The sequence below is a fragment of the Phycisphaerae bacterium genome (assembly GCA_024102815.1).
Classification (GTDB): Bacteria; Planctomycetota; Phycisphaerae; order UBA1845; family UBA1845; genus JAGFJJ01.
This window is the reverse complement of sequence record JAGFJJ010000011.1, coordinates 147366-153602: the sequence shown is the minus strand read 5'-3', so window position 1 is coordinate 153602 and position 6237 is coordinate 147366. Positions and strand designations below refer to the sequence as shown.

Genomic DNA, 6237 nt, shown 5'->3' with positions numbered 1-6237 from the left:
AGCCGTCCCAAGATCGTTGTGCTCGAACACGCCAAGGTGAACCAGGTTCTGCCGGTGCTTCAGGACATGTTCGGCGAGAAGGGCCGGGGCGGTGGGGCGTCGCGGAGCAAGGGCCAGGCGCCGCCGGTGATCACCGCCAACGCGGCGCTGAATGCGCTCATTGTGCGCGCCGGTCCGACGGACATGGCGGTGATCGAAGACGTTGTCGCCGGGCTGGACACGCAGCGCGTGGCCGAGGTCAAGCAGTTCCGCGTCGTACAGCTCGCCCCGGGGCTGGATCTGGACCAGCTTGCCGACACCGTGGAGCAGAACATCAACGAGAGCGCCATGCGCCAGGCCCCGACCGGTTCGAACCAGCAGGAAGTGCCGAGCATCACGGTTTCCACCGATCCGCGTTCGAGCTCGCTGATTATCGGCGGGTCACCGCAGTTGTTTGATCCGGCCGAGGAGCTCGCGCGGGAAGTGGAAAAGCTGGCACCGCAGGGCTCTCTGGTCACCACGGTGATCCGCACGGAGAACCTCTCGCAGGACGAAGTCGAGGCGCTGATCGACAAGCTGACGAACCCGTCGCCGGGTAACGAGCGGAGCGGCAGCCGCTCGCGCTCGCGTCCGTCGCGCCCGACATCGCGTCCGCGCGGACGCTAGGCGGTATCAATAGAAGACAAGGGGAAGTGCTCCTGTTCCAGCATCGCCGGGAGGAATTCACAGGAGCAGGGATCATGAAAAATCCCTGCATTCTCAACCTGCCTGAAGCGGGTATCATGAAACGCGGGTCGGAAGGTCGAAGAAGGTAGACAGGCGCGGTCGGCGATGTCGGCCCGGACGACCAATCACGGGAAAGAAGCACAGGGGACGCGGAACGGTCATGGAGGACACGTTCGCTTGCAGTGAGGCGGATGTTATGCAGCCGAACACCGGAACGAACCAGCGGGATCGTGGGCACGCATGGGCGATTTCAGCATTGGCAGCACTGCTAACGGCTGTCCTGCTATTCGCTTCGGAGCCGGCCCGGGCGCAAAGCGGCGAGCAGGCGAGGTCGCCGCAGGAACCCGCCCAACAGGAGCAGCCGGCGGCGGAGCAGGAAGCGGCGCCCGAGAACGCCCAGCCGGCTAGCGAGCTGGATGATCTCCCGCCGGAAGTTCGCCGGCAGGTCGAGCTCCGCGCCCAGCGGCGTCCCAGCCGGGTGGACGAGATCGTCAAGAACCTCAACCCGGAAACGCTCAATAAGCTGATCGGGGCGAACGTGCAGGTCGAGTATGTCGGTGGGCAGCTGGTGCTGAAGGGGCCGGAGGAAGCCGTCCGGACCATCGAGCTGCTGCTGAAGGCCCTCGACCGCGATCTGCCCACGAAAGTCGTTCGCGTGCTCACGCTCAACGAGCGCGACGCCAAGGAGGTCGCTCGAACGGTTCAGGATGCTCTTCGAGACGTGTATCTCACCCCCAACCAGCGCGAGGAAGACCAGGTCACACTCACCGCGCTGACCTCGACCATTCTGCTGGTCAGTGCCCCCGAAGAGCAGATCGACGATGTTGTGGCGATCATCGAAGAGGTCGATGCCGTTCCCGATCCGCTGGGCAAGATCGAGCTGATGACCTTCGAAGTGAAGAACCGGCGGGCGTCGGACGTGGCCAAGGAGTTGCAGAAAGTCCTCGAGCAGATTCAGAAGTCGCAGGGCCAGACGCCGGACAAGAGCAAGATTCAGATCATCCCCAACAACGCCAACAATACGATCACGATTACCGCCCGCGAGCGCGAGCGCGACAAGCTCCAGTCGCTGATCGACAACATCGACGTGGAACCCAGCGCCAAATGGGGCAACGTCAAGCTGACGGTCTATCCCCTGTTGCACTCCAAGTCGGCCGACCTGGCCAAGGTCATCCAGGATCTTCTCAAGATCGATGAGAGCCGCAGTTCCGCGCAGCGTGAGGCCGTCGAGGAATTCATGTTCCGCATGCAGATCAGCCGCGCGAGTCCGGACGGCACGCGCGTCGATCTTCCACCCATCGACCTCCAGAAGCCCATGCGAATCATCGCCGATGACGGCACCAACAGCCTGATCGTCGCCACGGTTGAAGAGAATATCGAGCCGATGGGCGAACTCATCCGCCTGCTCGATGGGGTTCCGCTGGGATCGGAATTGGCCGTGAGGCTTTTCCCGCTGCGCTTCGCCGATGCGGACACCGTTCGCGAGACATTGCAGAGTATGTTCGACAAGGGCAAGGACCTCCCGGCCGACCCGGACGGTAGCGGTCAGGATGCGGTGCCCGGTGATGATGACGGCAAGGCCCTCGTCTATGCCGTGGGCCTGGCGGCGGACCAGCGGACCAACACGCTCATCGTCTCGGGGCGGTTGGAGCAGCTTCGTCTTGCCGAGCGGGTCGTGAGCGAGCTGGATCGACCGACGCAGGCGCTGAAGTTCCCGCTGCGCCTGCTCACCCTTCAGCACAGCGATGCGACGCGCATTCAGCAGATGCTGACCGACCTCTTCGATAAGCGGATGGAGTCGATCGAGAAGACGAACGCAGGGCCGTCGGCGATCGAGCGGGAGCGGGTCTACCTCACGGTCGATCTGCGAAGCAACTCGCTGCTCGTCTCCGCGTCCGAAGAGAACATGGCGGAGATCCGCACGATTCTGGATCAACTGGACACGCCGCCGGCCGCGACGTTCCCGGACATCCGACTGATCGGCTGTGCACGACTGTCGGCGATCGACTTGAAGAAGAAGATCGAGGATCTCTGGAAGCGCAAAGCCGATCTTCGCCGCGAGAGCGAACTGCTGGAGGACATCCCCGTCGTCGCCGTTGACGAGCGGAGCAACACGCTGATCGTGGCGTCGAGCGTCGAGGATTTTCAGGAGATCGCCCAACTGGTGGAGGTGCTCGAGGCGCAGCCGCTCGCGGACGACACGGAGCTGTTCAAGCTGGCGCACGCGGACGCGACGCTGCTGTCCGACCTGCTGGACAAGCTCTTCGAAGGCGTCGTCTCGGGATCGGAGACGCTCAAAGCGCCGACCATTCTTCCGGATGTGCGCAGCAATGCGCTCGTGGTGGCCGGCTCGCGCGACATGATCGACCGGGTCGCCCAGGTGCTTAAGCGGCTCGACGTTCCCGGCGGTCCCAACGCGGCGGTGATCCAGGTGTATCCGCTGGAATTTGCCGCGTCGGCGAAGCTCGCTCCGAGGATTCAGGAGCTCTTCGATGCCCGAGGCGAGGGCCAGCAGACCACGCGCACGGCCGTGGTGGTCTTCGCCGACGAATCCTCGAACAGCTTGGTTTGCAGCGCCTCGCGCGACGACCAGAGCATCGTTTCGGAACTGATTACGGTTCTCGATCGGCCGTCCAGCATCGCCAAGCAGTTCGAGATTTTCCCGCTCAAGATGGCCAAGGCGGCGGCAGTGGCGGACAAGCTCGAAGCGCTGTTCCAGTCGCAGGCGGAAGGAAGCAGCGGGCGGGCGGACGCCATGGCGGTCCAGGCCGACGAGCGGACCAACTCGCTGATCGTCTGGGCGGCGCCATCGGAGATGACCAACATCGGCGACATCATCAACCGGCTGGACAAGAGTGGCCCGGCCGTGGAGATGATGGTCAAGGTCATCCAGCTTCGTCACGCCCTCGCCGAGGAGTTCGCGACACTGCTGGAAGACACATTCGTGGGCCAATCAAGCGGGGAGGACAACGAGCGGGCGGTGATCATCAACTTTGATCAGGTGCTCCCCGACGGCACCGTACAGACCCGCAAGCTGCTCAAGCAGGACATCAAGGTCAAGCCCGACCCGCGAACCAATTCGCTGATGGTCATGGCTCCGGCGGACAGCATGGGCATGCTCCAGGCCATGATCGAGGACTTCGATCGCATCCGTCCCATCCGTTCCGAAATCCGCCTGTTTCCGTTGGTGAACAGCGATGCGGAATCGATGATCGACAAGCTCAAGGAGATTTTCAGCGAAGGGGACGGCGGCGGCACGGGGGCCGAGGGTCAAGTCCAGAGCCAACTGGTGCTCGGTGGGGATTTCGCCGACCTGGACATGGCCAACGTGGGTCAGCGTCTTCGCTTCTCGGCCGATCCGCGCACCAACACGCTCATCGCGGCGGGTGCGGAAGTGGATCTGCGCATGGTGGAGTCGCTGGTGTATTTCCTCGACGCCCAATCGGTCGAGAACCGCATGGTGAACGTCGTACCCACCAATTACCGCAACGCGCAGGACATCGCGGCGGCCATCCAGAGCTTCGTTCAGCAGGAGCAGGAGGTCTACAACCAGATCGACAGCGAAGAATCGCAGCGCGTCAAGGCGCAGCGGCAGGTGTCCGTGGAGTCGCTCGGCGGCGAGCAGGACAAGGGCAGCAGCCATCTGATCGTGGGCACGAGCCGCCAGGCCTATCAGCAGACCATGGAGATGATCGCCCAGTTGGATCGTCCCGAACCGCAAGTGCGCATCTCCATGCTCATCGCCGAGATAACCATCACCGACGACGTTGAACTCGGTATGGAGCTCGCGGGTCAGGACCTGCGCTTTACGGAGGGTGCCGTCGTCGGACCGAACGGGGTCATCAAGGGCGGCGACTTCGACTGGGTCCTGGGCACGGAGGTCGGCGCGGCCGGCGTCGGACTTGGCGGCCTCTCGTTTACGCTGACGGGCGAGGACTTCAGCTTCCTGTTCCACACGCTCCAGCAGCAGACTTCGTTGGAAGTGCTCTCGCGTCCGACGCTGGTGGTACGAAACGGCGAGGAAGGCAATATCACGATTGCGGACCAGGTGCCAGTGGTGGAGTCTTCGCAGCTCAACGATACGGGTTCGACGAACTCGGTCATCGGACGGGAGGATGTGGGTATCGTTCTTACGGCCACGCCGCGGATCAGTCCCGAAGGCTACGTGACCGTCGAGCTCAAGCAGGAAATCTCCAACATCGGGGACAACATCCAGCTTACCGAGGGTGTGACCTCGCCGATCTTCTCCACCCGCGAGGTGAGCACGAACGTGACCATCCGCGACGGCGAGACGGTGCTGGTCGGCGGGTTGATTCAGCGCCGCACATCGGACAGCGAGAACAAGGTCCCGATCCTTGGCGATCTGCCGCTGATCGGGCCGCTGTTCCGCTTTACGCGCGCGGGCAACGACAAGACCGAGCTGATGATCGTACTGACGGCGGAGATCCTGAAGTCCGCGCACGATGCAAAGCGAATGTCGAATCAGGAGTTGGACCTGTACACGCTTCCGCCGGCGGTGGCGCAGAGTCCGCTGCTGGAGGGACTGCGGATCGTTCCGGACGAGAACGCGATGGGTGGCAAGTCGCGCCGGCTTCAGTCACCCGCTTCGCCCGAACGTGCTGTGCCGGGCCCGATGGACGAGCCGGAGGTGAAGCCCTCCCAGCCCACGCAGAAGTACGGTCCGGAGCCGAAGACGTACGGCCCGACGCTGACCAAACCCACAACGACCACCGCATCGGCCGAGGAGACGTACGGTCCGCGACTGGTGCGCAAGGCCGACGTCGCCGTGGATGAAGCAACACCTTAAGCACGCGCAAACGGAGCGTCAGCAGGTTGCCCGGGCATGCCTTGCGCGCCTGCTGCTCGAACAAGCATGAGTCCTTCGCGAATGCACGTATTTCTTGGGAATCGGGGTGCGCTGGCGGCGCGGTTGTCTGTCGCCGGCCTGGCGCTCGCGGCGCTTTGCGCCAGCTGTCGTTCCGCGGGAGGGCCGGACGTTGCTCCGCAAGTGACGGAGCGCGGCGTGGTGCCGAGGTCGGCGCCGGAGCAAATCCGCCGGGTGATCTGTCTCTATCGGACCAACCCGTGGGTCGATGCCGACAAGTTCGGGGATCGCGATCCGGAGGGCATCCAGTACTACGTTTATCTTTCGACGACCTCCGACCCACAGGAGGGAAGGGGCGAGTGGCGAGCCGGCATGTTCCACGTCGAACTGTATGTCCTGGAGCGTCAGCCCGACGGGACGATTACACGGACGTTGGGAAGCGACTGGCACTATCCCACCGACCAGTTCACCAAGGTCAAATCGAAGTACCTGGGGGAAGGGTATCACCTCCGCCTGGTATGGGCGCACAAGGCCATCGCCGGCTCGGAGATCGAGCTTCTCACGGCGTTCGAAGACGAGTACGGCCGCAAGGCGCGATCGGAAACCAAGCGTCTCCGCGTTCCCGACTACGACCGGTAATCACAGCCTCCCTGCAGGTCTCTCTCTTGGGGTGGCTCTCCGTCCGATCGTGTGGGGTTGAGCAAAAC

The 6237-nt window shown here is 63.5% G+C and carries 3 protein-coding genes; all 3 read left to right on the top strand.

Going from position 1 to position 6237, the window contains the following annotated elements:
* Positions 1-645: hypothetical protein (locus tag J5J06_04025; GenBank protein MCO6436237.1), on the top strand; the 645-nt coding region annotated here is incomplete at its 5' end.
* 220 nt (positions 646-865) lie between these two features.
* Positions 866-5512, top strand: coding sequence for a hypothetical protein (locus tag J5J06_04020; protein MCO6436236.1), 4647 nt, complete (start codon positions 866-868; stop codon positions 5510-5512).
* A gap of 66 nt (positions 5513-5578) precedes the next feature.
* Positions 5579-6169: a hypothetical protein gene (locus tag J5J06_04015; protein ID MCO6436235.1), complete on the top strand. Its 591-nt coding sequence runs from the start codon at positions 5579-5581 to the stop codon at positions 6167-6169.
* Positions 6170-6237 lie beyond the last annotated feature (68 nt).

Coding starts and splice junctions, on each gene's coding strand:
- J5J06_04020 (MCO6436236.1), top strand. CDS start 866: ATGGAGGACACGTTCGCTTGCAGTGAGGCGGATGTTATGCAGCCGAAC.
- J5J06_04015 (MCO6436235.1), top strand. CDS start 5,579: ATGAGTCCTTCGCGAATGCACGTATTTCTTGGGAATCGGGGTGCGCTG.